General features: G+C 71.3%; 18 protein-coding genes and 1 riboswitch. Of the genes, 1 reads left to right on the forward strand and 17 read right to left on the reverse strand.

All coding sequences use genetic code 11. The features are described 5' to 3' along the window. Positions 1-90 precede the first annotated feature (90 nt). From ACZ4EF_RS23090 to ku, 13 genes are all read right to left on the reverse strand, one after another. A complete protein-coding gene (locus tag ACZ4EF_RS23090; protein WP_355335606.1) occupies positions 91-222 on the reverse strand; it encodes a putative leader peptide in 132 nt (43 codons plus the stop codon). Between the two features lie 34 nt (positions 223-256). Next, positions 257-368, reverse strand: a riboswitch (SAM riboswitch). 70 nt (positions 369-438) lie between these two features. Beyond that, on the reverse strand, positions 439-1,230 hold the full coding sequence (locus ACZ4EF_RS23095; RefSeq protein ID WP_467506292.1) for a GNAT family N-acetyltransferase: 792 nt from the start codon (positions 1,228-1,230) through the stop codon (positions 439-441). Positions 1,231-1,274: 44 nt separating this feature from the next. Further along, positions 1,275-2,390, reverse strand: a complete 1,116-nt coding sequence (locus ACZ4EF_RS23100; RefSeq protein WP_467506293.1) for an FAD-dependent oxidoreductase — start codon at positions 2,388-2,390, stop codon at positions 1,275-1,277. 53 nt (positions 2,391-2,443) lie between these two features. Further along, on the reverse strand, positions 2,444-3,469 hold the full coding sequence (locus tag ACZ4EF_RS23105) for a transporter substrate-binding domain-containing protein (protein WP_355335599.1): 1,026 nt from the start codon (positions 3,467-3,469) through the stop codon (positions 2,444-2,446). 132 nt (positions 3,470-3,601) lie between these two features. Beyond that, positions 3,602-4,414, reverse strand: coding sequence for an amino acid ABC transporter ATP-binding protein (locus ACZ4EF_RS23110; RefSeq protein ID WP_391051191.1), 813 nt, complete (start codon positions 4,412-4,414; stop codon positions 3,602-3,604). Next, entirely contained in the window at positions 4,411-5,457 is a 1,047-nt protein-coding gene (locus ACZ4EF_RS23115) for an amino acid ABC transporter permease (RefSeq protein WP_391162900.1), read from the reverse strand. The genes ACZ4EF_RS23110 and ACZ4EF_RS23115 overlap by 4 nt, the downstream gene beginning before the upstream one ends. 542 nt (positions 5,458-5,999) lie before the next feature. Then, a complete protein-coding gene (locus tag ACZ4EF_RS23120; RefSeq protein WP_467506294.1) occupies positions 6,000-7,670 on the reverse strand; it encodes a glycoside hydrolase family 13 protein in 1,671 nt (556 codons plus the stop codon). A 111-nt stretch (positions 7,671-7,781) separates the two neighbouring features. Further along, positions 7,782-10,772 carry a carbohydrate-binding protein gene (locus tag ACZ4EF_RS23125; RefSeq protein WP_467506295.1) on the reverse strand — a complete coding sequence of 997 codons (2,991 nt, stop codon included), beginning with the start codon at positions 10,770-10,772 and terminating at the stop codon, positions 7,782-7,784. Positions 10,773-10,854: 82 nt separating this feature from the next. Further along, positions 10,855-11,742: a carbohydrate ABC transporter permease gene (locus ACZ4EF_RS23130; RefSeq protein ID WP_355335587.1), complete on the reverse strand. Its 888-nt coding sequence runs from the start codon at positions 11,740-11,742 to the stop codon at positions 10,855-10,857. A gap of 13 nt (positions 11,743-11,755) precedes the next feature. After that, positions 11,756-12,727 (reverse strand): carbohydrate ABC transporter permease, encoded by a 972-nt coding sequence (locus ACZ4EF_RS23135; protein ID WP_391051199.1) that lies wholly within the window; start codon positions 12,725-12,727, stop codon positions 11,756-11,758. Beyond that, positions 12,724-14,088, reverse strand: a complete 1,365-nt coding sequence (locus ACZ4EF_RS23140; protein ID WP_467506296.1) for an extracellular solute-binding protein — start codon at positions 14,086-14,088, stop codon at positions 12,724-12,726. The genes ACZ4EF_RS23135 and ACZ4EF_RS23140 overlap by 4 nt, the downstream gene beginning before the upstream one ends. A 400-nt stretch (positions 14,089-14,488) precedes the next feature. Then, positions 14,489-15,508: a LacI family DNA-binding transcriptional regulator gene (locus ACZ4EF_RS23145; RefSeq protein ID WP_355335582.1), complete on the reverse strand. Its 1,020-nt coding sequence runs from the start codon at positions 15,506-15,508 to the stop codon at positions 14,489-14,491. A 236-nt stretch (positions 15,509-15,744) separates the two neighbouring features. Further along, positions 15,745-16,929, reverse strand: a complete 1,185-nt coding sequence (gene ku, locus ACZ4EF_RS23150; protein WP_467506297.1) for a non-homologous end joining protein Ku — start codon at positions 16,927-16,929, stop codon at positions 15,745-15,747. Positions 16,930-16,967: 38 nt separating this feature from the next. On the opposite strand from ku, the gene ligD reads away from it, so the two are divergent. Further along, a complete protein-coding gene (ligD, locus tag ACZ4EF_RS23155) occupies positions 16,968-17,858 on the forward strand; it encodes a non-homologous end-joining DNA ligase (protein WP_355335577.1) in 891 nt (296 codons plus the stop codon). A gap of 27 nt (positions 17,859-17,885) precedes the next feature. Here the strand turns inward: ligD and ACZ4EF_RS23160 are convergent, their stop codons facing one another. The 4 genes from ACZ4EF_RS23160 to ACZ4EF_RS23175 form a co-directional block, all read right to left on the reverse strand. Continuing rightward, on the reverse strand, positions 17,886-18,380 hold the full coding sequence (locus tag ACZ4EF_RS23160) for a DUF1269 domain-containing protein (RefSeq protein WP_355335575.1): 495 nt from the start codon (positions 18,378-18,380) through the stop codon (positions 17,886-17,888). 97 nt (positions 18,381-18,477) lie between these two features. Next, positions 18,478-19,131 (reverse strand): DinB family protein, encoded by a 654-nt coding sequence (locus tag ACZ4EF_RS23165; RefSeq protein ID WP_401308015.1) that lies wholly within the window; start codon positions 19,129-19,131, stop codon positions 18,478-18,480. A gap of 132 nt (positions 19,132-19,263) precedes the next feature. After that, positions 19,264-20,118 (reverse strand): LmeA family phospholipid-binding protein, encoded by an 855-nt coding sequence (locus tag ACZ4EF_RS23170; protein ID WP_467506298.1) that lies wholly within the window; start codon positions 20,116-20,118, stop codon positions 19,264-19,266. Positions 20,119-20,388: 270 nt separating this feature from the next. Continuing rightward, positions 20,389-22,467 (reverse strand): GTP-binding protein, encoded by a 2,079-nt coding sequence (locus tag ACZ4EF_RS23175; RefSeq protein WP_467506299.1) that lies wholly within the window; start codon positions 22,465-22,467, stop codon positions 20,389-20,391. Positions 22,468-22,645 lie beyond the last annotated feature (178 nt).

Consider the following 22,645-nt stretch of genomic DNA (forward strand, 5'->3'; position numbering starts at 1 on the left):
ATGACGGGTGTGCGGACACGGCGAAGTGCCTTCCTGATCGACCGGAGGAGGACACGGCCGCCCCATGGCGGTCGCGTCGGCGGGGTCAGATCAGGCGCAACAGAGCGCGCCGGCGACGCGCTGGAGATCGATGTGCTGGCGCCCGTACAGATGCACGACGGGTCCGCGCGGGACGAGGGTGCGCACGTCGGCGCGGTCGAAGTCCGCTCGCACTGTCGTCACCCCCGTCCGGGCGGTACGGCCGGGGGCCGTACCGGAGTCGCGCTTGCGGGTCCGGTCGGGACCCGCCTGGTTGTCACCTGGAGCACCCCGCCGCGAGGGAGGGTTGCCGGTCAGCCAGCCAGGGCTTGTCGCTGACACTCATCACCTGAATTCGACGCTATCTCGCGGATACCGTCCCGCGCAATGGCGTCCGTCACCGGTGTCCGTCACCGGCGTTCATTCGCCCGCGCCGCCGGTGCCTTCCGCGTCGCCGTCGCCGCCCGGCACCCGTACGCCCCGGAAGTGCGTGGTGCGGCGCAGCGCGAAGCCGATCGACTCGTAGAGCCGGATGGCGTTGACGTTGCTGCCCGCCGCGTGCAGGAACGGGCGGTCGCCCCGGCCGCGGATCCCGGCCGCCGTGTGCCGCACCAGCCGGGACGCCAGGCCCTGGCCGCGGAACGCGTCGTCGGTGCACACGGCGCTGATCTCGGTCCAGCCGTCGAGCCGCAGCCGCTCACCGGCCATGGCCACGAGCTTTCCGTCGCGGCGGATGCCGTAGTAGGCGCCCAGCTCGATGGTGCGCTGCCTGAACGGACCCGGCTTGGTCCGCTCGACCAGGTCCAGCATCTCCGGTACGTCCGCAGGGCCGAGCGGGCGCGCCTCCGGATCGGCCTCGTCCAGCAGCGCGTCGGTCCCGACGAGCTGCACGCCCTCGGCTCCCCACTCGCTGCGCCACCCCTCGGGCGTGGCCGGGACGCCGGCCAGCGCGAAGGTCGCGCCGGGACCCATGAGGGCGGCGAGGTCCGCCCACGCGGCCGGATCGGCGGGGTCGGCGAGCGCCACGAAGGGCGAGACGTCCTCCGGGTAGCGCGCGGCGGACCCGACGATCTGCGCGAGATGGCGGTGCGCCCCGGTCAGCGCGGCCCAGGCGGGGTTGTCCAGAGGGTGCGGCGACGCGGGAAAGACCTGGTCGCCGGCGGGTCCGGGGTTCTGGGGCTGCTGCTGCGGGTGCTGAAGGCTGGTCGACATGGTCGCCGTGACTCTCCGTTCTGCTGTCGTACGGCGCGTCGCCGTCACTGCGCTGTCGCCGGGCGGTACGGACGGCCGATCGCGAACCGTCCTGACCCCGGACGGCCATCCACGAGGTCGGCGGCGATTTCGCCGACCACTGATGCGAACTTGAATCCGTGCCCGGAAAATCCCGCGAGGACGGTGAAAGGTCCCACACGGTCGATCACGAAGTCATGATCGGGGGTCGTGGTGTACAAGCAGGTCACCGGGGTGGGCCGGGTGTGATCGACACCGGGCAGCCACCGGGCGGCGTACTCCTGGAGCCTGCCGAGGACCACGGGATCGGGCGTGCGGTCCCGGTCGTCCGGGTCCACGACCGGGCCGATCCCGTGGAATCCGGCCTTCACCCCGTCGGCGCTGCCGAGGCCGTACACGCCCGCGGCCTCGTCGATACCGGCCCCGCCGTGGTGGATGAAGGCGGGCCAGTCCGGCGCGTCGGGGGCGGGGAAGTGCACCGGCTGCTCCTGGGTGACGCGCAGCGGCGGCGGGCCCTCGGTGACCTGGCCGAGCGTGCGGGCCGCCCAGCCGCCGACGGCCACGACCACGGCGTCCGCGGCGATCACCTCGTCGCGCGCGGTGACCACCTCGGCGCCCGAGCCGCGCCGCCGCAGCGCGCCGACCTTGACGCCGTGCCGTACGGTCGCGCCCTTGGCCCGCGCGGCCTGCTGGAAGGCGGCCACCGCGTCGTCGGCGTGCAGCCGCCCGGCCTCGGGGTGGAACAGCGCGGTGGTGTCCGCGACGAGCCCCGGCCAGCGCTCGGCGGCGGCCCGCGCGGTCAGCTCCTGGCTGGGCCGCCCGGCCCCGCGCAGCGCGTCCCGCAGCGCCGCGACGGCTTGCGCGGGCCCGTGGTCGACGGCCCCGGTCAGGGTCAGTACGGTGCTGTCCGTCTCGTCCTGGAGCCGCCGCCACAGCGGAAGCGCCCGTACGGCGAGGCCGACGTAGAACGGATCGGCGTACGCGAGCCGGAAGATCCGGGAGCTGCCGTGCGAGCTGCCCCGGTCGTGGCCGGGCGCGAACTGTTCGAGCAGCGTGACCTCGGCGCCGCGCGAGGCGAGGTGCCAGGCCGCGGACGAGCCCATGGCCCCGCCTCCGACGACGACGACTTTCCTGCGTGTCATGGCGGTCGACTTCCTTTCGGTCGGTGCGGGGCCGTGCCGCGGCCGGTACGGGGTCAGGAGTTGGTCAGCGGCAGCCCCGGCGGGTTGACCAGCGAGGCGGGCACCGCTTCGTTGGCCAGATTCCACGCGGCGAGCCACTGCGCGTACTGACCATTCTTGATCAGGTGGTTGATCGCGTCGGCGAGGGGCTTGGCCAGGCCGCTGTCCTTCTTCGCCGTGGCGCAGATCAGCCCTTGCAGGGACGCCCCGGCGCCGGAGAACTTGCCCGCGCTGCGGGTGGCGTTCGGCGAGCCCGCGGTCTGCGTGCCGTGGTAGGCGATGCTCGGGTTGGGCGCGAAGTAGGCGTCGATCCGGCCGGAGTTGAGCGCCAGATAGGTGCTGTTGGAGTCCTGGAAGTACTTGATCGTGAGCTTCTTGCCGTCGGCCTTCAGCTCGCTCTGCCACTTCAGCAGGATCTTCTCCTGGTTGGTGCCCGCCCCGACCGCGACGGTCTTGCCCGCCAGGCTGCGGTAGGTGCCGTCGAAGTTCCAGGTGTCGCTCTTCTTCACCTCGAAGCCGAGGTTGTCCTGCCGGTAGCTGGCGAAGTCGTACTTCTCCTTGCGCTGCTCGGTGTCGGTGATGTTGGAGAAGCCGACATCGGTCTTGCCGCTGTCGATGCCGACGAAGAGGTTGTCCCAGGTGGCGTTGGACAGCACGGGCTTGAGGCCGAAGACGGCGGCGATCAGCCGGCCGAGGTCGGGCTCGGAGCCGGTGATGGTCTTCTGGTCCGCGCCGACGTAGCCGATCGGCGGCGAGCCGGCGGGCAGGAAGCCCAGGCCGATGACGAGTTGCTTGCTGTCGAGCACGGACTTGGGCAGCTCGGCGCGGATGGCGGCGACCTCCGGGACGGTGAGCGTGATCTCCTTGGCGGCGCCGTTGGACTGCGCGCCGACCACGACGGTGCCCTTGGCGTCCGCGGCGGCCGGTGCCGCGGCGTCCGAGCCGCTGTCGCTGCCGCAGGCGGCGAGGCCGAAGGTGAGGGCGGCGACGGCGATGCCCGCGGCGACGCGTCTGGTGGCGGTGGTACGGATGTCGGGCATGGTGAACCTCGCTGATGGTGAGCGGATGTGCGGGGGGTGACGTATCGGGCGCCCGCGGGCAGGCGGCCGTCGCTGTGGAAGGCGCCTGTGTCCGCGCCTTGGCCCGCGGCGTAAGGGGGTTCGGAGGAGGGTTCAGAGGACCTTGCTGAGGAATTCGCGGGTCCTGGGGTGCCGGGGGTTGTCCAACACCTGGTCGGGCGGGCCCTGTTCGACGATCCGGCCGCCGTCCAGGAAGACGACGGTGTCGGCGACCTCGCGGGCGAAGCCGATCTCGTGCGTGACGACGATCAGCGTCGTACCGCTGGTGGCGAGATCCCGTATGACGGCCAGTACCTCGCCGACGAGTTCGGGGTCGAGCGCCGAGGTCGGCTCGTCGAAGAGGATGACGCCGGGTTCGAGGGCCAGCGCGCGGGCGATGGCCACCCGCTGCTGCTGGCCGCCGGAGAGCTGCCGGGGATAGGCGTCGACCTTGTCGGCGAGCCCGACCCGGCCGAGCAGCGCGCGGGCCAGTTCCTCCGCCTCGGCCCTGGTCTTCTGCCGGGCCGCGACCGGCGCTGCGGCCACGTTGTCCAGCACGCTGAGGTGCGGGAAGAGGTTGAAGCCCTGGAAGACGAAGCCGATCCGGCGGCGCTGGGCGAGGATCGCCCGCTCGCTGATCTCCTTGAGCCGGCCGCGGTGGTGCCGTACGCCGATCGGCTCGCCGTTGAGGCTGACGTAGCCGATGTCCAGCTTCTCCAGGTGGTTGATCGCCCGCAGCAGCGTCGACTTGCCGGAGCCCGACGGGCCGAGGATCACCGTCACCTGTCCGGGCTGCACGGTCAGATCGACACCGGAGAGCACCTGGTGCGTGCCGTACCACTTGTGCGCGTCGTGGACGGTCACGGCGGCGGGGCGCGCGGTCACCGCGGTGACCAACGTGTCGGCGGGGACGCGGTCGGCGCTCATGCGATCGATCCGATCTCGGCGCGCGCCCGCAGATCGCGCACTGCCGTACGCAGCCGTTGCAACGGCGTCGGCGGTACGGTCCGCAGCGCGCCGCGGGAGAAGTACCGCTCGACGTAGAACTGGACCACCGAGACGACGCTGGTCAGGATCACATACCAGACGGTCGCCACCAGCAGCAGCGGGACGACGTCGCCCGGATACGTACTGCCCATGCTCTCCACCTTGCCGAAGAGGTCGAGCAGGGAGACGTAGAAGACCAGCGAGGTGCTCTTGATCAGCCCGATCAACTGGTTGACGTACGAGGGCACGATCGCCCGCAGCGCCTGCGGGAAGACGATCCGGGTGAACTGGTAGCCGCGCGGCAGGCCGAGCGCGGCGGCGGCCTCGTGCTGTCCCTGGTCCACCGAGAGCACTCCGGCGCGCACCACTTCGGCGGCGTAAGCGGCCTCGTTGAGGCTGATGCCGACCACGGCCACCACCATGTCGGTGGCCAGCCGCGACTCGTCGAAGTGCACGAAGCCGGGACCGAAGGGCACGCCCAGACTCAATGTGGCGTACAGCGAGGAGAAGTTGAACAGGAACAGGAGGATGACGATCAGCGGCACCGAGCGGAACAGCCAGATGTAGATCCAGCTCACCGAGCGCAGCACCGGGCTCCTGGACAGTCGGCACAGGGCGAGCAGGATGCCGCCGAGCAGTCCGAACAGGGCGCTCCAGGCGGCGACTTGGAGCGTGACCAGCAGCCCGTCCAGGATCACCGGCCGCAGGAACCAGTAGCGGAAGCGGTCCCACTGGAAGAAGGGGTTGGTGACCAGGCCGTGCGTGATCTGCGCGACGAGCACCAGGGCGACGGCGGTCAGCGCCCAGCGCCAGGGGTGCCGCAGCGGGACGACGCGCTGCGCCGACCGGCCGACGCGTCTGTCGTCGGCGGGCGGGGTGCGCGGCGGCGGTGGAGCAGGGGTGGTGACGGTGTCGGTCGTGTCTTCCGGCACGGCGGTGTCGGTCGCGCCCGCGGGCACGGCGGGGCGTGGTGGCTCGCTCATCGGGGAACTCCAGCGCGAAGGGAGACGTCGGCAGCCGCCCCATGAGAAGGGGCGGTGGAGTGCGCGGGGGCCCGATGTGACAACGCGTCAGAAGCGTGCGGCGGGCCCGGGATTCAGCGTCGACACAGAGCGCTGCTGACACGCAGCAGGTCGATGTGCCGGTTGCGGTACGCGTCGTCCCGGAGATGACGGCGCCAGGCGGCGGCCGTCCTCGTAGCTGCGTACACCCTGGTCACCTCCCCTTGTGCCGGCCCGTAGGGGCCTCGCGTCGTGAGTCCGGGCCGGACAGCGGTCCGGCCTGGGCGTAAGTCAGCCAGGTGGCGCGTGCCACGTCAATGAACGCGTTGTGAATTCCGCCAGGTGGGACGCGCGATCCGCCGACCGCCACGCACGGATCCCCGCGTCCCCCCGGCGGTCGGCCGGGACGGGACACGGGGATCGGCGGGGAGGGGGTCTTCCGCGGGACCGGAGGGGGACGCGGTCTTCTACGCGATCAGCGGGGACGGACCGGGGCTCGTGGGATCAGCGCGCGGGCACGCCGGTCATTCGGCGGTCAGCCAGACGCAGGTGTCGGAGGGCAGCAGGCCGTCCTCCAGCGGGCCGCTGGCCAGCAGCACCCGGAGCCCGGCGGGGAGCGCGACCGGCTCGGCGGACAGGTTGACCAGGCACTGGAAGCCGCCGTCCCGGCGGAAGGCCACCGTGCCGGGACCCGCGTCCACCCACTCCAGCGTCTCCGGCAGCCACCGGAGGTACTCCCCGCGCAGCGCGAGACCGGCCCGGTACAGGGCGAGCACGGAGTGCGGATCGCCCTGCTGGGCCGCGACGGACCGCCCCGACCATTCGGCGGGCTGCGGCAGCCACGGACCGGCGCTCGCGCCGTCCGGCGAGAAGCCCAGCGAGCCCGGCTCCGCCGACCACGGCAGCGGCACCCGGCAGCCGTCCCGGCCGCGGTCGCGGCCCCCGGAGCGGGCATACGTCGGGTCCTGGATCAGGTGGTCGGGTATGTCTTCGACCTCGGCGAGGCCCAGCTCGTCGCCCTGGTAGACGTACACACCGCCCGGCAGGGCCAGCGTGAGCAGCGCCGCGGCGCGGGCCCTGCGGCGTCCGAGGACGGTGTCGCTCGGCGAGCCGAGCCGCTTGTCGCCCATGTCGAAGGACGTGTCCTCACGGCCGTACCGCGTCACGTGCCGGATCGTGTCGTGGTTGGACAGCACCCAGGTGGGCGGCGCGCCCACCAGCCGGTGCGAGGCGAGCGTGGCGTCGACGACCTCGCGCAGCCCGGCCGCGTCCCAAGCGCAGCACAGGAACTCGAAGTTGAAGGCGGAGTGCAGCTCGTCGGGGCGCAGATAGCGGGCGAACTGCTCGGGCGTGGGCAGCCACACCTCGCCGACGAACACCCGCTCGCCGGGCGCCCCGCCGGGCCGGGGGCTGCGCGCGTAGCCGTCCGCGATCTTCCGCCAGTCGCGGTAGATCTCGTGCACCGCGTCGCAGTCCTGGTAGGGAAGGTCGGTGACGTCCGGGTCCCGGCCGACGTCGGGCAGCCCCGGCTTCTTGGCCAGGCCGTGCGCCACGTCGATCCGGAAGCCGTCCACGCCGCGCTCCAGCCAGAACCGCAGGATGCTCTCGAACTCCGCCCGCACCTGCGGGTGTTCCCAGTTCAGATCGGGCTGCTCGGGCGCGAACATGTGCAGGTACCAGGGGCCCGGCGTGCCGTCCGCCTCGGTGATCCGGGTCCAGGCGGCGCCGCCGAAGTACGACTGCCAGTCGTTGGGCGGGAGTTCGCCGTCCGCGCCCCGGCCCGGCAGGAACCAGAAACGCTCCCGCTCGGCCGCGTCCGGACCCGCCGCCAACGCGGCCCGGAACCAGGGGTGCTGGTCGGACGCGTGGTTGGGCACCAGATCCACGATGACCCGCAGGTCCTGCTCGTGCGCCTCGACGATGAGCCGCTCCGCCTCGGCGAGCGTCCCGAACATCGGGTCGATGTCACGGTAGTCGGCGACGTCGTAGCCGCCGTCGGCCATCGGGGAGACGTACCAGGGGTTGAACCAGAGCGCGTCGACCCCGAGATCCCGCAGGTAGGGGAGGCGCTCGCGGACCCCGGCGAGGTCTCCCATGCCGTCACCGTTGCCGTCGGCGAAGCTGCGCAGATAGATCTGGTAGATCGCGGCGGGCCGCCACCAGGCGGGTGCGGTGGGGGAGGCGGGCAGTGTCACGGGAGTCTCCTTGACGGTCGTGGAGAGCCAGGGCCCGGAGGGCCGCAGGGCATGCGCGGGGGCCGGTCCGCCCCGTCAGGGGTGCGGGGCGGACCGGGGTGTGCGGGGGCGTTACCAGCCGGTGTTGCCGGAGCCCCGGTTGATGGTGAAGGTCCCGGTGGTGCTGAGCCCGCCGGAGGCCGCGCCACTGACCGTGACGCCGCCGAAGGTGCCGGAGCCCTTCGAGTCGATCTCCAGGCCGTACGCACCGGCCGTCTGGATCTTGACGTTGTTCAACGTCAGCCCGGTGACGGTCTTCTGATACGAGATCAGGACCGCGCTGTAGGTGCTGTCGGTGATGTCGAGGTCCTTGACCACGACGGGCGCCGTGATGTCGGAGCCGTCGGCGTAGATCCACAGCGCGCCGAGCTTGCTCTGCCAGTTCGGCTCGTAGCCGCCGGTGCGCAGCAGGGTGTTGCGCGCGACGGTGGTGGTGCCGCTGAACGGGACCGGCGCGGGATTGAAGTTGCGGGTGCTGACCGCGATGCCGGAGGCCCCGGTCACCGTGTCGGCGACGACGCTGTCCACGATCCGGTTGCCGTTGCCGCCGTAGATCGCGGCGGCGTTCGCCAGCAGCGGCATCTGCACGGTGTCGAAGCGGAAGGCGCAGTTGGTGACCGCGCTCGCCTCGGAGTACATCGCGAGACCGTCGTCCCCAGTGTTGCGAACGCTGGTGTTCCACACCTCGGTGTTCGCGGTGCCCTTGTGCAGATTGACGCCGTCGGCGGCGGTGTCGCGGATTCGCAGGCCGCCCACGTACAGGCCGTTGGTCGGCGCGTCGATCCACAGGCCGACCTTGGTGTGCTCGATCCACACGTCCTGGATGGTCGAGCCGTTGCCGAAGTCGCCCTCGATCGCGGCGTCGAAATTCGCGTCGTCGCGGTACGACACGTCACCGGAGATCGTCAGGTCCTGGACGGTGTTGGTGCCGCCCTGCCCGAAGAGCCCGCCCTTGCCGTTGAGGCCCTGGAGCACGGTGGCCCACTCGCCCGCGCCGCGCAGCGCGACCCCGGTCAGATTGACGTGCCCGGAGATGTTGTACGTGCCCGCGGGCAGCCACAGGCCCTTGCCCTGCGACGTGGCCGTCGCCACCGCGTTGTTGAGCGCCGAGGTGTCGTCGCTCCCGTCGTTCGGGGTGACGCCGAGCGTCGTCGCGGAGACGAAGCCGGTCGCGGGCATGGCCTGGTCCGCGGCGACCTGCTCGGTCTCCATCAGGTCCAGGGTGTACGAGGCGGCGGTGCTGCCCGCGTCCTTCTGGAGCTTGAGCACCGTCCCGGCCGGGAAGTCCCCGATCTTGAACCGTGACTCGTCGAAGAAGTGGTGCGCCGAGCCCTGCGAGGGGTCGTTGTTGTACGGGTAACCGCCGTACACCCAGGCGTACTTCGACGACAGGTCCAGATCGCGGACCTTGCTGCCGTTGGCGTAGAGGCTGAGCTGCGCCGAGGTGCCGGTGCCCGCCGCGTTGTCCGGGATCGAGTAGCGCAGCGTCATCGCGTTGGCGGGCTTGGTCAGGGTGAACTGCACATACTGGCCGGTGCTGTTGAGCACCACCGCCTTGCGTCCCGACGCCTCGGACGCCACCGTCAGATAGGTGCGGTCGGGGCCGATCGTGCTCGCGTTGGTGGTGCCGCTCTCCGCCTCGTAGGACGTGTACGGCACCGTGGCGCCGCGCGTGGCGTTGGCGACCGAGCCGGTCACCGCGACGCCGTCGATGTCGGGCGCGCCCGAGTCACCGGATTCGGTGCGCAGCGTCAGCGTGTTGAGCCCGGCCCGCAGCGGCGCGCTGACCGTGGCCGTCGACCACGCCCCGCCCGTACCCGGCAGCGCGACCTGCGCCACCTTCAGCCCGTTGGCCGTCAGCGTGATCGACGCGGCGGAACCGCTCCCGGTCCGGTACGCGACCGCCACCGGATAGCTCGCCGCGCCGGGCGCGCTGACGGCGAAGACCACCCGCGCGCCCTGCGCGCCGAAGCCCGTCAGATACCCGCTGCCGCTGAACCCCGAGGCGGTCGTGGCCACGCTCGGCCCGCCCGAGAAGTACGCGTCCTCCGCCTGGTGCGTGAGCGAACCGGCCGGGGGTGTGGTGGGCGGCGTCGTGGGAGGTGTGGTCGGCGGCGTCGTGCCCGTCGGCGTCGTCACCACGACGTTGTCCAGGTTCACGTTGCCGCTGTCGGCGGTGGTGAAGGTCAGGGCGATGGTGTTGGTGCCCGCCGTGTAGGTGACGGCCTGGTCGGTGGTGGTCCAGGTGTCCCAGTTGGCGGTGGCGGGGAGGCTGATCTGGCGGATCTTGGCGCCGTTGACGTAGAGGCTGAGTGTCATGGTGGCGGTGGTGCCGTTGGCGTAGCGGATGGTGACGCTTCCGGTGCCCGCGACGGCCGAGTTGACCGTGAAGCCGGTCGAGGCCGTGCCCTTGTTGGCGTCGGTGTAGCCGCTGACGAATCCGCTGCCCGTGTAGCCGGTGTGGTCACTGCTGACGACGGCCCCGCCGCTCAACGACGCCGACTCCGCCTCCAGTTGACCGGTCGCGGCGGGCGGTGTTGTGCTGCCGCTGGGCGTCGTCGCGGTGATGTTGTCGACGTTCACGTTGCCGCTGTCGGCGGTGGTGAAGGTGAGCGCGATCGTGTTGGTGCCCGCCGTGTAGGTGACGGCCTGGTCGGTGGTGGTCCAGGTGTCCCAGTTGGCGGTGGCGGGGAGGCTGATCTGGCGGATCTTGGCGCCGTTGACGTAGAGGCTGAGTGTCATGGTGGCGCTGGTGCCGTTGGCGTAACGGATGGTGACGCTTCCGGCGCCCGCCGAGGTGGCGGTGACCCGGAAGGCGGTGGACGCGGTGCCCTTGTTGGCGTCGGTGTAGCCGCCGACGAAACCGCTGCCCGTATAGCCGGTGTGGTCGGTGGCGACGACCGCGCCGCCGGACAGCGTCGCGGACTCCGCCTCGACGACCGTGGTCGCGGCGTGCGCCGACGGCGACGCCTGCCAGACCAGCAGTGCGATCAGCACCGCGAGCACCGCGGGCAGCACCGCCGCGAGCGTTCTGGCGCGGTGGGTTGGGGCGCTTGGAGACATGGGTGATCCTTCCCTGAGCACCGCACGACGTCGTGCGGCGGGGGTTGCCATGCGTGGGGGGTGAGCGCGGGCCCGCGCCCGGTCAGCCCTTGAGGCTGCCCGCGGTGAGGCCGTTGATGATGCTGCGCTGGAAGATGAGGAAGAGGACGAGCAGCGGAATGCTCGCCATCACCATTCCGGCCAGCAACTGGTTGGCGGGCATGTCGTCCGCCAGCCGGTTCAGGGCGACCGTGATCGGCTGCTTCGCGGGATCGGGCAGCACGAGCATCGGCCAGAGGAAGTCCTTCCAGACGCCGACCACCGCGAAGATCGACACGACCGCGAGCACCGGCCGGGACAGCGGCAGCACCAGCGACACGAGGATCCGTACCGTGCCCGCGCCGTCGATCCGGGCGGAGTCCAGCAGTTCGGTGGGGATCTGGTCGAAGAACCGCTTGAGGATGAAGATGTTGAAGGCGTTGGCGCAGGCCGGCAGCCATACGGCCATTGGCGTGTTGATGAGATTGACGTGGATCAACGGCACGTCCACGACGGTCAGATACGTCGGCACCAGCAGCGCCGACACCGGCAGCATCAGCGTGGCCAGCATCATGGCGAGCACCACATTGCCCAGCACCGGCCGCAGCTTGGACAGCGAGTACGCGGCGGCCACGTCGACCACGAGCTGACAGGCCCACGCCCCGGCCGCCAGCAGCAGCGTGTTGAGGAAGTAGTGGCCGAGCCCGACCGACGACCAGGCTTCGGAGTACGCCTCCGGATGCCAGGAGTGCGGCACCATCGTCGGCCTCGGCTGGGCCAGTTCCGACGACGACTTGAGCGCGCCCGAGGCCATCCAGTACAGCGGGAAGAGGAAGGCGGCGGTGAAGCCGAGCAGCGTCGCGCCCAGCACGAACCGGTAGAGGAATCTCCCCGTGCGGCGGTTCATCTCGGTCGGCGCGATCAGCGTGCGGACAGCGGTCTGTGCGGCCATGGTCGTTCCCCTCTCAGCCCTTGCTGCGGGTCAGCCGCAGGTACACCCCGGCGAAGATCCCCAGCACCACGAAGAGCACCGTGCTCATCGCGCTGGCCAGGCCGAAGTCGTTGTAGACGAACGCGTAGCGGTACAGCAGGAGCAGTACGGTCACGGTCGCGTCGTCGGGTCCGCCGCCGGTCAGCACGAACGGCTCGATGAACACCTGCATGGTGCCGATCACCTGGAGCAGCAGCGTGATCATCAGGATGAACCGCATCTGAGGGATCGTCACGTGCCACAGCCGCTGCCGTACCGTCGCGCCGTCCAGCTCGGCGGCCTCGTACAGCTCGCCCGGCACACCGCCGAGCGCCGCGAGGTAGATCAGCGTGGTGGTGCCCATGTTGGCCCAGGTGGAGACCAGGACCAGCGAGATCATCGACAGATTCTGCGACTCCAGCCACGACTGCGCGGGCAGGTGCGCGATCCGCAGCACGTTGTTGAACAGGCCGGGCCCCGGATCGTAGAACCAGCGCCACAGCAGCATCGTGACGATCGGCGGCAGCATCACCGGCAGATAGACCGTCATCCGCAAGTACGCCTTGCCGTGCCGCAGTTCGTTGAGCACGATCGCGGTCACGAACGGCGCCGCGAAGCCGAAGACCAGGGCCAGCAGGCTGAAATACGCGGTGTTGCGCCACGCGGTGACGAACAGCGGGTCGGCGAACAGGCGGTGGAAGTTGTCCAGGCCCACCCACCGCGCGGGTTCCGCGTAGTTGACCTGCTGGAAGCTGAGCAGCACACCGCGGACGATCGGGTACCAGGAGAACACCGCGAAGGCGGCGACGCCCGCGACCAGGAAGAGATACGCCACCAGGTTGTCGACGACGGCCCGGCGCAGCCGGTCCCGCGAGGGGCGGGACCGGCCGGACCGCCCCGCCCCGGCAGGCGCCTTCGGCGTCCGCGCGGTGGCGGCGCGGGCCGACGTCAGCGGTTCGGCTGTCACTTGACCGTGGCCAGGATGGTGTTGACCTTCTTCTCGGCGTCGCTGAGAAGCTGGTCGATGTCCGCGTCCTTCTTGGTGAGCACCGCCTGCATGACACCGTCGAGCACGGTGTAGATCTGCTGGGCGTTCGGCGGCTCGACCTTCACCGCGACCTCGCCGCTGCGGTCCACGAACGGCTGGTAGTTCTTCTGCGGCACGTTCGCGTACTTCTTGTGCGCCGCGTCGACCTTCGCCTGGCCGGCCCCGCTCCACAGGTTCGGCTGCGGCAGGCCGATCGGTATGTCGGTGCCCGCCGACTTCTTGGTGATCTCCTCCTCGCGGTCCGGGTCGAGGTACTTCCACTGGATCCAGGTGAGACCGGCCTTGATCTTCGCCGGGCTGTCCTTCGGGTTGAACATGAAGCCGTCACCGCCGCCGAGCGTCGCGGTGCCGGGCAGCGCGGCCAGCCCGTAGTCGTCGTACTTCCGCTCGAACTGCTTGACGATCGTGGGGATGTTGTCCGGGCCCGCCATGTACATCCCGAGCTTGCCCGCGCCCATCATCTTCTGCACGTCGGGGATCTCCAGGAGCTGCCTGGTGCCCATCGACCGGTCGGTCCAGCGCATGTCGTGCAGCGTCTGGAGCGCCTTGCGGCCCGCGTCGCTGTTGAACGCGGCCTTCCAGGCGCCGCCGTCCTTCACCGCGATGTCGCCGCCCTCGGAGTAGATCCACGAGGTGAGGTGCCAGCCGCCCTGGTTGTTCTTGCTGAACTCGGCGTAGCCGGTGGTGCCGTCGCCGAGCGCGCTGATCTTCTTGGCGTCGGCGCGGACCTCGTCCCACGTGGTCGGCGGCTTGTCCGGGTCGAGCCCGGCCTTGGTGAACAGCGCCCGGTTGTAGACCAGTCCGAGCGAGTAGTTGCCGGTGGGCAGGCCGTAGACCTTGCCGCCCGCGTCCTTGAAGACGCTCTGCAATTCGGGCCGCACGTCGTTCAGGGCGGGGAAGTCCTTGAGCTGCGCGGTGATGTCGGCGGCCTGGTGGCGCTGGATGAGCCCCGCGGGATCGGTGAAGTAGACGTAGTAGACGTCCTCCAACTGCCCGCCCGCGAGCTTCGCGGCGAAGGTCTTCGGGTCCATCAGACCCTCACGGGCGTCGATCCTGATCTTCGGGTGGCTCGCTTCGAAGGCTTTGATGTCGTCCTCGAAGTTCTTCCGGTCGACGGTCTGGGTGGCCGGAGGCAGCCCGTTCACGCTGATCGTGACCACGCCGTTCTTGTCCGCCCCGGAGGAGTGGGACGAGCCGCCGCCGCATGCGGTGACGCCGAGGACCAGCGAGATGGCGATGGCGGTGACGCCGAGGGCGGGGCGGGTTCTGGAGCCGTCCATGGGGATCGGACCTTCCTGGGAAACGGCAGCGGACGTACCCGTCCCGAGGGGCGAGTGCGCTTGCGTCCGCTTGCGTAACGGCGGGGTTACCAGGACGTCCGGCCGCCTGGCGTTGGCGCCGACAGTAGGATCGGGTCACGCAAGATGTCAATCAATCTGCGCAAGAAAGTAATCCGGAGGATTTGTGTCCGTAACGCAGTGTCATCGACACGCGGGCCGGCCGGGGTGTCCGGACGGGCGGCGGTACGCGTCCGCCCGGCGCCGGACGCGGGCCGGCGCGGGACCGGCAGAGGGCGCGAGCGCATACGCGGAGGGCGGGGCTCCGGGACCGTGAACCGGTCCTGGCGCCCCGCCCTCGCGCGGAGTCGGAAAGCCGTCGCCCTACGGACGACGGTGCAGGTCAGCCGCTTTTCACGACCTTGCGCATCCGGGTGGAGCCGCGCACGATCAGCTCCGGTTCGAAGAGCATCACCTCGTCGGTGACCGCGTGGCCGTCGATCTGTGTGACGAGCGACGCGATGGCCGCGGCGGCCATCGCCTGCACCGGCTGGCGCGAGGTGGTCAGCGGCGGATCGGTCGCCACCATGTACAGCGAGTCGTCGAAACCGATCACCGACAGATCGTCCGGGACTTTCATCCCGTGCCGCCGGGCCGCCCGGATCGCGCCCAGCGCGAGCGCGTCACTCGCGCACACCACCGCGGTGACCCCCTCCGCGAACAGCCGGGGCATCGCCGTCGCCCCGCCCTCCATCGAGAACATCGCGTGCGCCACCAGGGGCCGCCAGTCCGCGGGCGACAGCCCCCGCTGCTCCCAGAAAGCCGCGTAACCTGCGAGTTTGCGGGCCGAGGGGACATGCCCCACCGGTCCGAGCACCAGGCCGATCCGCTCGTGGCCCAGCCCCGTCAGATGCGTCAGCGCCTGCTCGGAGGCCGCCGCGTCGTCCACCGAGACCTGGGATATCTGCCGGTTCTCGTCCGCCGCGTTGATCAGCACGATCGGCACCTGGCGCTCGCGCAGGTCCCGCCCGTGCTCCGGGCCTGCGTCCGCGTAGCTCGCGCCGACGAAGATGATCCCCTCGATGTTCTGCTCCAGCAGCATCTGGATGTAGTGCGCCTCCGAGACGCCGTCCGCGGTCCTGGTGCACAGCACCGGGATCAGGCCCCGCTTGTTCAGCGCCCCCGCCAGCGCCTCGGTGAACGCCGGGAAGATGGGATTTTGCAGGTCAGGGACGACAAGGCCGACCAGCGGCGCCCGCGCGCTGCGCATCCGCGCGGGCCGCTCGAACCCGAAGACGTCCAGTGCGGTGAGCACGGAGTCCCGCGTCGACTGCGCCACGTCAGGGCTGCCGTTCAGCACACGGCTGACCGTCGCCTCGCTGACACCCGCGAACCTGGCCACTTGGGAGAGTCGTTTCGTCACAGAGGCAATCTACAGGATGGTGCGCAAAAACAAAGATCAGTAACGCAAGAAAATGACGCGACTTGCGCAGAGGAAGATCATGCGGGGAGGGGAGTGAGGCCGTCCGGAGGCGCGCGGGGCCGTACGGAGGCGCGGGGCCGCGCGGGCTCGCGCGGGAGGCCGGGTCCGGGCGCGCCTTGCGGACGGACGGGCGGATCAGGGGTCTACCGGGGACGGGTTCGGGTCCCGGCGGCGGATCAGCCCGCCTTCCGCCGCGAGGCGGCCGTCTTCTTCGCGGCGGCGGTCTTCTTCGTGGCCGCGGTCTTCCGCGCGCCCGCCTTCGAGGTGCCGCCCTTCGCGGCGGCCGTCTTCGACGCCGTCGACTTCGTCCCCGCCGACTTGGCGCTCGCGGACTTCGCCCCGGCCGACCGCGTACCGCTCGACCCCGTGCCGCCCGACCCCGTGCCGCCCGATCGCGTACCGCTCGACTTCGAGGTGGTCGCCTTCTTCCCGGCCGCCGTCTTCTTCGCGCCGGACCTGCGGGACGACTTCAGCTCGGTGACGCTGGCGTGCCCGCTGCGGTCGTCGCCGTCCGCCGCCTCGTCCGTAGCGGAAGCGCCGGAAGCGCCGGACGCACCGGAGGCACCCGAGGTGCCCGACCCCGCGCCCTCGCCGCGCCCGCCCTTCGCCTGTTCCACCGACGCGCGCAGCGCGGCCATCAGGTCGACCACCTTGCCCGGTCCGGCCTGTTCGGCCGCCGGAAGCTCGGAACCCTCCAGCTTCGCGGTGACCAGCGCCTCCACGGCCTGCGCGTACTCGTCGTGATAGCTCGTCAGATCCGCCTCGCCGAGCGCCGAGATGAGGGTGTCGGCGAGCTTCAGCTCCGAATCGCTGATGCTGACACTGCCCTTGGGGGCGGCCTCCGCGGGCGAGTTCAACTCGTCGGGCCAGCGCAGGGTCTGGAGCAGCAGGACGTCGTCGTGGGCGCGGATCAGCGCCAGATGCTCGGAGTTGCGCATGGCGAATTTGCCGACCGCGGCCTTGCCCGCGCGCGCCAGCGCCTCCCGCATCAGCACATACGGCTTGTTCGCGGCGGGGGAGGCGGGGGCCAGGAAGTACGGGGTGTCGAGCTGCATCGCGTCGACGGAGGCCGCGTCGAGGAAACCGCTCACCTCGATGGTCTTCGCGGTCGGCAGCGGCAGCGCCCTGAGATCGGCGTCGGTGATCTCGACCAGCTCGTCCGGCGTCTCGTACGCGCGGCCGATGTCGGCGGCGGTCAGGACCTCCTCGTCCAGCTCACAGGTCTTCTGGTACCGCACCCGGCCCTGGTCGGTGAGGTGGACCTGCCGGAAGCTGATCTTGTGGCTGGACACGGCGGAACCGAGCTTCACGGGTATGGAAACCAGCCCGAAGGCCAGATTCCCTGACCAGACACTGCGCATAGCGAGTCCTTTTTGTCAGGCTATGGGACCTTTATGATATGCCGATCACGGAAGTCGAGGGTCGTCGGATCAAGGTCAGCCACCTCGAACGGGTGCTCTGGCCGGAGACCGGCACCACCAAGGGCGAGCTGCTGCACTACTACGCGAGCGTCGCCACCGGCCTGCTGCCGTACGTCAGCGGCCGTCCCGTCAGCTTCGTCCGCACCCCGGACGGTGTGGACGGCAAGCGTTTCTTCCAGAAACGACCGCCCGCCGGTACGCCCGACTGGGTGACCGTCTCGCAGTCCGTCAGGCGCAGCGGCGAATTCATGGAGCAGGTCCAGGTCAACGACCTGCCGACGCTGATGTGGGCGGCCAATCTGGCCTGCGTCGAACTGCACACCCCGCAGTGGCGCGCCGACGAACCCGGCGTCGCCGACCGGCTGGTCCTCGACCTCGACCCCGGCGACGGCTGCACGGTCGTGGACTGCTGCCGGGTGGCACTGCTGCTCAGGGAACGGCTGGCGGAGGACGGCATCGAGATCTGGGCCAAGACCAGCGGCTCCAAGGGCCTGCACCTGCTCGCCGCGCTGCGGGACGCGACCCCGGCGACGGCGACCGCCTACGCCAAACGGGTCGCGCAGGAACTGGAGGCCCGGCACCCGGACCGGGTGATCTCCCGGATGACGAAGGCCGCGCGCTCCGGCCGGGTCTTCATCGACTGGTCGCAGAATTCGGGGAACAAGACCACCGCGGCCCCGTACACCGTCCGCGCCCGCCCGACGCCGACCGTCTCCGCGCCGCTGTCCTGGCCGGAGATCGCCGCCGCGCACACCCCGGACGACCTCACCTTCACCCTGGCCGACCTGCCCGCGCGGCTCAGCGTCGAGGGCGACCTGCTCGCGCCGCTCCTCGACCCAGCCCGCGCGGCCCCGCTGCCGCCGCACTGAACGGAGGCGGGGCCGCGCGGGGCGGTGTCACTTCTGCTGGGCGCCCGCCAGGTGCTCCGACAGCTCCTCCTCGTCCTCGTCCGAGAGCGAGGTCTTGAGCAGCGTGCCGCCATAGGCCTGCATGGCGTCGGCGAACTTGTCCTCGGTGATCTTCGAGGCCATGATCACGACCGCGGTCGTGCCCGGCGTGAGCAGCGCCTGCACCTGGCCGCGGAACTGGTCGTCGATCCCGGACTTGCCCAGCTTGCCGAGCAGCCCGCCCATCGCGGCGCCCATGAGCAGGCCCAGGCCGGGGACGAGGAAGAGGATGCCGAAGACCATGCCCCACAGCGCGCCCGACGCGGCGGACACGCCGACGATCTTGCTCGGGGTGTCGACGTGCGTCTTGCCCTCCTCGTCCACCGAGACGATGGCCAGACCGGTCAGATTGACCACGTAGTCGTTCTGGAGATTCTGCACGGCGGTGTAGGCGTCTTTGGCGACGGTCGGGTCCTCGTAACCGATCACGATGAGTTCGGACATCACGGGCCTCCTAGTGGCGTGGGGCGACAGGATGCACGATATGTCCGTTTCGGGGTTCGGGCAGGGGGAGAGGCGCCGCCGGGTACGGGGCGGCGGGTTACGGCCGGGGCGCGCCGTACCAGCGCCAGGACGTGACGCGCGGGTGGTCGGGGAGGTCGATCCGGCCGGTGGCCCACAGCAGGGTGGACCAGGGGTCCGCGGTCAGCGGGACGTGCGGGAACAGCCGGGCCAGCGCCCTCGCGCACACATCGGCGGGCGGATTCCAGGCGAGGCCGAGCCCGGCCGCCAGGTCGTAGGTGTGGACCAGGGTCTCCACGATGCCCATCGCGGCGAAGCCCTCGGGGTCGGAGACGCCGTAGCTGTGGTGGGCGCGGACCTCGGGCGACGCCGTACGCGCCATGGCCACCAGCAGCGCGCCGGTCGCCTCCAGCACCTGCAACAGGCCCTCCGGGCCCGCCTTCCGGTCCGCGTGGATGGCGTTGGGCGGGCCGCCCGGCCGGCGCGGCGACCAGGAGAAGGGCACGTCCGTGCTCAACGGGGGCTGCCTCGGGCCCAGTTGGGCCGCGTACGCGAACAGGTCGTCGGCCAGGTGCTCCACCGTCTCCCAGCAGTCCCACTCCAGCGACCCGGCCTTGCGGTCCTCCCACGCCGACGCGGGCGCCTCGCGCAGCGCGGCGACGGCGAGCTGGACGGAGCGGTCGAGGTCGTCGGCCGTGACGGGCCCGGTCGTGTGGTCAGCGGTTTCCGGCATGCCAGGCACCGTACCGCGCGGACCCGGCCGCCCCGCGAGGCATTTTCCGCGCGCCGGATACGTGTCGTGGGCGGCTCACGAGGCGCGGTCGCACCCGGCGTCGAGGCGGTGGCGCGCTGAGCACCGAGGCGCTCACGCGCAGGCGGCGTCCTTGTCCTTGCCCGCCGCGCCCCGCGCGAGCTCCAGGGAGAGCGCGAGCCCCGTACCGTCGGTGCGCGCGCCGGTCAGCCGTACGCCGTCGGGCAGTTCGGGGAGCGCCACGGTGCGCGGGCCCAGGCGCCCGGCCAGATCGCCGCCGCCGGGCAGCGACGCCAGATCGGCGACGGCGACGTCCCGGCCGAGCACGCGGACGGTGGTCGGGGTGACCGTGAGACCGTCCTTCCCGGTCGTGACCCGGGTGTGCACGGTGATCGGCAGGCGCAGACCGCCGATGCTGCCGGTGAGTACGAGCCCGCCGCCGTCGCCGCCCACGGCCAGCCCCGCGACCTTGCCGTCCCGCGCGGCCAGCCGCTTCTGCAACTCGGCGTAGGCGATGGTCGCGGTCGCCGTGCCGCCGCTGGTCGTGCCGTCGGTCGACACGTCGTGCAGGTCGACCGCCACATTCACCTCGGTGTCGCCCCTGCGCACACCGTCGGCGGCGATGTGCGCGCTGCCGAGATTCCCCGTGAGCACCCGGAGCCCGGCGAAGGCGCTGGTCAGCTCGGCGGTCACCGGCCCCGTAGGCTTCAGGCGGCAGGCCACCGCCTCGGCGATACGGCCGCGCGCGGTGTGCTCGACGGCCAGGTCGACGGCGGTCGCGGCGCCGGCGAGCAGCGCGGCCACGACGGCCGTGACGACGAGCCGCCTGCGGCGCGGCGCCGACCGCCGGCCGGCGCCGGATTCCCCGCCGGGCTCCGCGCCGGACGCGCTGGCCGCCGCCGTACGGCCGGGCGGACGTGCCGACGCGCGGTCGGGCGTGGCGGTACGACGTGCCGGGCGGGGCTTCACGATGCGCGGTGTCCGATCCGATGGTGCGGGTGCGGGTGCGGGTGCGGGTGCGGGTGCGGGGCGGGCGGCGGCCGGGCCGGACCCGTGGCCGATCCACCGTGCCGCGCCTGCCGGTCGGCGGCTCCGCCGGACTCAGCCTACGGGCCCGCCCGAATCGTCGGCGCCGCCCGCCGGGCCGTCCCGAGCGCGCCCGCGGTCATGACCCGCCCGCCGTACCCGTCCCGCGCCCCGCCGTACCCGTCCCGCGCCTCGCCGCGCCCGGGACACGCCTCATGCCTCCTCCCGGCCCGCGCTCACCCGGCGCCGCACCTGCAACAGGTAGTCCTTGCGGTTCAGCGGGTCGAGGTCGGACCGGGGCCGCTCCGGCACCGCGCCGACCACCGGCTCGTAGTGGTCGAAGGCCGACTCCAGGACGCCCTCGCCGTGCGTGAGCGTCGGCAGCGACTGCTCCAGTTCATGCACCCGCGCGGCCGGCACCACGCCTTCCAGAACGTACGAGTCGCCGTGCGGCTCGGGTGCGCGCGGTACGGCGCGGAGCCGGGACAGGACGGGCAGCAGCGCGCCGAAGGTGTCGGCGGGGACGTCGAGCCGGAAGAGGTGCATCGGCTCGTGCACCCTGGTCCCGGCCCCGCGCAGTGCGTCCATCAGCACCAGCGGCGTCAGATTGCGGAAGTCGCCCGACGTACTGGACATGCTCTTGTCGAACACGGCGTGCGCGTGGCTCTGCCGGGGCGAGTAGCCGGAGTGCGTCATCGTCACGACGCAGTCGATCACCTCCCAGCCGTGGACGCCCTGGCGCAGCGTCTCGCGCACGGTCTCCTCGACGGCCTTGAAGAACGAATAGGGCATGGAGCCGAGTTCGACCCCGAGGCGGAACGCCACCCCTGACCCCGGCGGCGCGGGCTCGACGCGCAGCCCGACCGTCGCGAGGAACGGATTGGCGTCCTTCTTGTTGAACTCGACGGCCTCGCCGGAGCCCACCACGCGCTCGACGCAGATCGTCGTGGTCTCGCGGAAGGTGACATCGACCCCGAACTCGTCGGCCAGCGTGGCCTGGACGACCTCCTTCTGCACCTCGCCGTAGAGCGAGACCGAGATCTCCTGCCGCACTCCGTCCAGCCGCAGATTGATCAGCGGGTCCTGCTCGGCGAGTTGGGCGAGCGCCCCATGCAGCGTCCCCCTGTCGGCCGCGCGGGTGGGGACGACCACCGTCTCCAGCGTCGGCGGCGAGAAGTGCCGGCCGTCCGGGGGAGCGGCGCCCGGATCGCCGACCGTGTCACCGATCCTGATGTCGGCCAGGCCCTTGAGCAGCGCGATCCGCCCGGCCGAGACGGACGCGGCGGGCACGGCGGCGCCCCGCTCGAAGACGCTGATGCCGGTGACCTTGGCCTCGCCGGCCGACGCGGCCCCGTCGGGACCGTCGGCACCGTTGTCCCTGTGCCCCTTCTCGCTGCTCACCGCGGAGTCCGGGCCGAACGGCAGCCGGTCCCGTGTGCGTACCGTCCCGGAGAACAGCCGTACGTACGCGGTCCGTTCACCGGTCGGTCCGCGCTCGATCTTGAACACCCGCCCCGAGACCGGGCCGTGGACGTCACCGGCCGCCGCGGGCAGCAGTTCGGTGAGACCGGCCGTCAGCGCGGCGACGCCCGCGCCGGTGATCGCGGAACCGAAGAAGACCGGATGCACCTGTCCGCGCGCGGTCTGCGCCGCCAACTCGGCGCGCACCCGGCCGTACGAGACCGCGGACTCGTCGGCCACGTAGTCGGCGAGGAACGCGTCGTCGTGCTCGGCGAGCAGGCCGGCCAGACCGGCGACGAAGTCCGGGTCGGCGGCGGTGAACGGGACGCTGCGCGCGCCCCGCGTGCCGGATTCCTCAACCCGGCCCATCGGGAAGGCCGTTGGCGCGAGCTTGCCCCGGACGCTCCGCAGCACCTCGTCGCAGCGGGCGCCGCGGCGGTCGGTCTTGTTGACGAAGATCAGGACGGGGATGCGCAGTCGTCGCAGCGTCCGCATCAGGACGCGGGTCTGCGCCTGCACGCCCTCGACCGCGGAGATCACCAGCACCGCGCCGTCGAGCACGCTCAGCACGCGCTCCACCTCGGCGATGAAGTCCGGGTGGCCGGGGGTGTCGATGAGATTGACGGTGACGTCGTCGACCTCGAAGGAGACGACGGCCGATTTGATGGTGATGCCGCGTCGGCGCTCCAGCGCCAGGGTGTCGGTCCGCGTGCTGCCGTCGTCGACGCTGCCGACCTCGTCGATGACTCCGGCGGCGAACAGCAGCCGCTCGGTCAGGCTGGTCTTACCGGCGTCGACGTGCGCCAGGATGCCCAGGTTCAACGTACGCAAGAAGCTTCAAGTCCTCTAGATCGGTGGGAGTTGCCGTCTGGGTGGGGACTGAAGTTCCGCGCATGATCATCTCCTGGGTACGGTCGGCCGGTCCGGTCGTACGGGGGCCGTTGGACTGTCGTCGGGAGTACAGCAGAGCCGTACGCGACGGACAACCGGTTTTGTCCGCGTACGAGGG

It is taken from the genome of Streptomyces sp. NPDC025721 (assembly GCF_055558595.1).

What these genes read in the sequence shown, in the direction of transcription:
- ACZ4EF_RS23095 (WP_467506292.1), bottom strand. Translation starts at nt 1,230, where the DNA reads ATGTCGACCAGCCTTCAGCACCCGCAGCAGCAGCCCCAGAACCCCGGA.
- ACZ4EF_RS23100 (WP_467506293.1), bottom strand. Translation starts at nt 2,390, where the DNA reads ATGACACGCAGGAAAGTCGTCGTCGTCGGAGGCGGGGCCATGGGCTCG.
- ACZ4EF_RS23105 (WP_355335599.1), bottom strand. Translation starts at nt 3,469, where the DNA reads ATGCCCGACATCCGTACCACCGCCACCAGACGCGTCGCCGCGGGCATC.
- ACZ4EF_RS23110 (WP_391051191.1), bottom strand. Translation starts at nt 4,414, where the DNA reads ATGAGCGCCGACCGCGTCCCCGCCGACACGTTGGTCACCGCGGTGACC.
- ACZ4EF_RS23115 (WP_391162900.1), bottom strand. Translation starts at nt 5,457, where the DNA reads ATGAGCGAGCCACCACGCCCCGCCGTGCCCGCGGGCGCGACCGACACC.
- ACZ4EF_RS23125 (WP_467506295.1), bottom strand. Translation starts at nt 10,772, where the DNA reads ATGTCTCCAAGCGCCCCAACCCACCGCGCCAGAACGCTCGCGGCGGTG.
- ACZ4EF_RS23130 (WP_355335587.1), bottom strand. Translation starts at nt 11,742, where the DNA reads ATGGCCGCACAGACCGCTGTCCGCACGCTGATCGCGCCGACCGAGATG.
- ACZ4EF_RS23140 (WP_467506296.1), bottom strand. Translation starts at nt 14,088, where the DNA reads ATGGACGGCTCCAGAACCCGCCCCGCCCTCGGCGTCACCGCCATCGCC.
- ku (WP_467506297.1), bottom strand. Translation starts at nt 16,929, where the DNA reads ATGCGCAGTGTCTGGTCAGGGAATCTGGCCTTCGGGCTGGTTTCCATA.
- ligD (WP_355335577.1), top strand. Translation starts at nt 16,968, where the DNA reads ATGCCGATCACGGAAGTCGAGGGTCGTCGGATCAAGGTCAGCCACCTC.
- ACZ4EF_RS23160 (WP_355335575.1), bottom strand. Translation starts at nt 18,380, where the DNA reads ATGTCCGAACTCATCGTGATCGGTTACGAGGACCCGACCGTCGCCAAA.
- ACZ4EF_RS23165 (WP_401308015.1), bottom strand. Translation starts at nt 19,131, where the DNA reads ATGCCGGAAACCGCTGACCACACGACCGGGCCCGTCACGGCCGACGAC.